Below are 2,900 nucleotides of genomic sequence, written 5' to 3'. Positions count from 1 at the left end.
TCTGAGGTTCAGAAGTGCATAGTTCACCAGATAAGGAACACCATGAGATATGTTACCTGGAGGGATCGTAAACCTCTTGCACACGATCTAAAGACGGTTTATCAGGCACCTACAAGAGAGGCAGGATGGAATGCATTACTTGCACTAGAAGAGAAATGGGGGAACAAATACCTCTTGTCAATAAAAAGCTGGAAGGATAACTGGGAAACTCTATCAACCTTCTTTCAATATCCAGAGGAACTGAGAAGATTGGTTTATACAACTAATCCCATTGAATCAGTTAATAGACAACTCAGAAAGGTGACGAAGAACAAAGGAGTCTTTCCAACAGATACTTCTCTCTTAAAGATGGCTTATCTAGCAATAATAAATATAACAAAGAAATGGACAGTAAGAACTCCTGATTGGCCCAGGATCCTTACTCAACTTGTGATAAAGTATGAAAGATTAGCTAAGTATATAAGCTGATTCTTAAACCCATTACAAAAAAGGCGTTTACACAAAAAAAGAGACAGAACCATCTTCTCACTCAAAAGCAGCCAATTACGCCATTCCCAACAGGTTCTTTGAAGAGATGAACCTCGCCGATATGACAAAATATCATCATCCCCTGTCGAAATATCCGATTCTTGATCCATGAGCCGTGTGCGCGACCCGTACGCATGGTTCTGTGAAAGGACGAGGGGCTCCGCCACTCTCCAGCTCGATGGTACTTCTTTCCCATCTGTGGTCATACGCTCTTCTCTGCGAACGGAGAACCTCTCAACGGTCAACCAGTCTCTCTTGCTCTTACGAACCCGCCACCTGCTACCACCGACCACGGTTTCTCATAAGCCCAGATCCCGGATCAAGTCCGGGATGACAGTGCTACTTGATTGCGAAAACGTCACATTACGTCATCTGAACTCGTTTCAAAATCTCGACCTAAGAGCCGCTGTGCGGTAAAGAACGAAGACCCGCTGTACGCCGTGAAAAACCGTCCTTCCCCAAATCGTGGACCCGTCCCTATAAAGAGCAGTTCTCCGTTCCGACGCTGCGCGTCCAGGTTCTTCGTTCTTGGATAAGATCAACACGAAGATCCCAAAACAAGTTCGGGATGACGCAGTGAGAAACTTCCCAAAGCCGATGTCGGGATAACTTCCTCAGTTGCATTGAATCCCTGAATTGATTGCCGGTTCTCTTCACGAGACCCCATACGCTGTAATCGATACCTGCCCTTCGCGCCATGCTGAACTTGTTTCAGAATCTCGATGATCCTTTCTTTTAGTCACCTTCAGCTTTTCCTCGGATAACGGAGAACCTCTCAACGGTCAACCAGTCTCTCTTGCTCTTACGAACCCCCAACCACGGTCTTACAACTCCAGATCCTGGAATAAATCAGATGACATAGTGAATGAGTTATGGGAAGTTGCAGATGTTCGACGTCCCCGGTAGAACTGGGAATCATGAATGGTGCAGCGCTTCTGTTCGCCAAACTCAGACTCGGGTCCCCAGACACGCTCTGGAGATAAGAGTTTTCTCTTCCGAATCCAACGTCACTTTGTCCAGGCCTCTCATCTGCAAAAAAAGGCCCCATAAAGGGACCTCTTTCATTTAACGGGGACTTATTCGGTGAAATCTATTGTTCTCTTTACGCTCTTTTTGCTGTGAAACTCTAACTGATCTTCTTCCTGGAAATCATCGAAGCCTACCGCCTTGATTCCGCACTCTTTTGGGGCGTCGACTCGGCTCACATCATCCTTGTAGTGTTTTAAGACTTCTATTGCAAGGTCTGCCACTTCCTCGTTTCTTCTGTAAACTCTCATCTTGCCCTTTTTCAATACATATCCGTCGTTGATCTGTACACCGGCAATGGTCCCAACCTTACTAATTTTGAAAAGCTGCTTTATATGGCCATGACCGATTACTTCATCGACCTCTTCCGGCTCTAAAAGCCCCTCAAGAGCTTTCTTCAAATCGTCTATCAGATTGAAGATTATCTCGTAGACCTTTATCTGAACTCCTTCAACTTCGGCCTGCTTTCTCGCCATTGCATCGGGTTTTACCTTAAACCCCATTATAACTGCGTCGGATGCAGATGCAAGCATCACGTCACTCGAATTCACTGAACCTATACCGGAATGAACTACTTCAATCTTCACGTCACTGTTCTCAAGCTTAGCCATTGCCTGTTTCAGGGCTTCGACAGTACCAAAAGAATCTGCCTTCAATATAAGCTTAAGTTCCTTTTTCTCATCGGTGGTTCCGGTCATTGACAGGAACTCTTCGAGTCTGACGTGGCGTTTGGTGGTGACAGATTTCTCTTTCTGGGCTTGACTTTTCGCAAAGTCCGCCAGAGACCTGGAGGTATCGAGATCATCAACTGCGTATACTATGCTATGTACATCTGGCACCTCATCAAAACCAATGATCTGTACCGGGTCGGATGGATTAGCCTCCTTAACACGCTTTCCATATTCGTTTATCAGCGCTTTTACTCTGCCCGAAGCCGAGCCCGCAACAACATAGCTTCCCGGTTTCAGCACCCCATCTTTGATCACCAGAGTAGCTAGCGGGCCCACTGCCTTGTCCAGCCTGGAATCTATTATAATACCTCTTGCATTTCCTTCCGGGATGCATTTGATATCGGCTACTTCGGCAACCAGGAGTATCATTTCGAGGACATCTTCCACGCCCTTCCCAGTCTTGGCAGATACGGGAACCATTACTGTATCTCCTCCCCAGTCTTCTGGAACAAGTCCAAGCTTTGAAGCAAGCTGCTGTTTTGTGAGGTCAACATTGGCGTTCGGTTTATCGATCTTGTTTATTGCGACTATTATGGGAACGTTCGCTGTCTTGGCGTGGTTATATGCCTCTATGGTTTGTGGCATAACTCCATCGTCCGCCGCGACAACAAGAAC

At 46.3% G+C, this 2,900-nt stretch carries 2 protein-coding genes; one reads left to right on the top strand and one right to left on the bottom strand.

Going from position 1 to position 2,900, the window contains the following annotated elements; genetic code table 11:
• Positions 1-468, top strand: a 468-nt coding sequence (locus BG32_RS13885; RefSeq protein WP_147435071.1) for a transposase, incomplete at its 5' end; no start/stop codon positions are given.
• Positions 469-1,604: 1,136 nt separating this feature from the next.
• Here the strand turns inward: BG32_RS13885 and infB are convergent.
• Positions 1,605-2,900: translation initiation factor IF-2 (gene infB / locus BG32_RS13875; RefSeq protein WP_121527000.1), on the bottom strand; the 1,296-nt coding region annotated here is incomplete at its 5' end.

Source organism: Mesotoga sp. HF07.pep.5.2.highcov (genome assembly GCF_003666285.1).
Classification (GTDB): Bacteria; Thermotogota; Thermotogae; order Petrotogales; family Kosmotogaceae; genus Mesotoga; species Mesotoga prima.
This window is presented reverse-complemented; position numbering and strand designations above follow the sequence as displayed.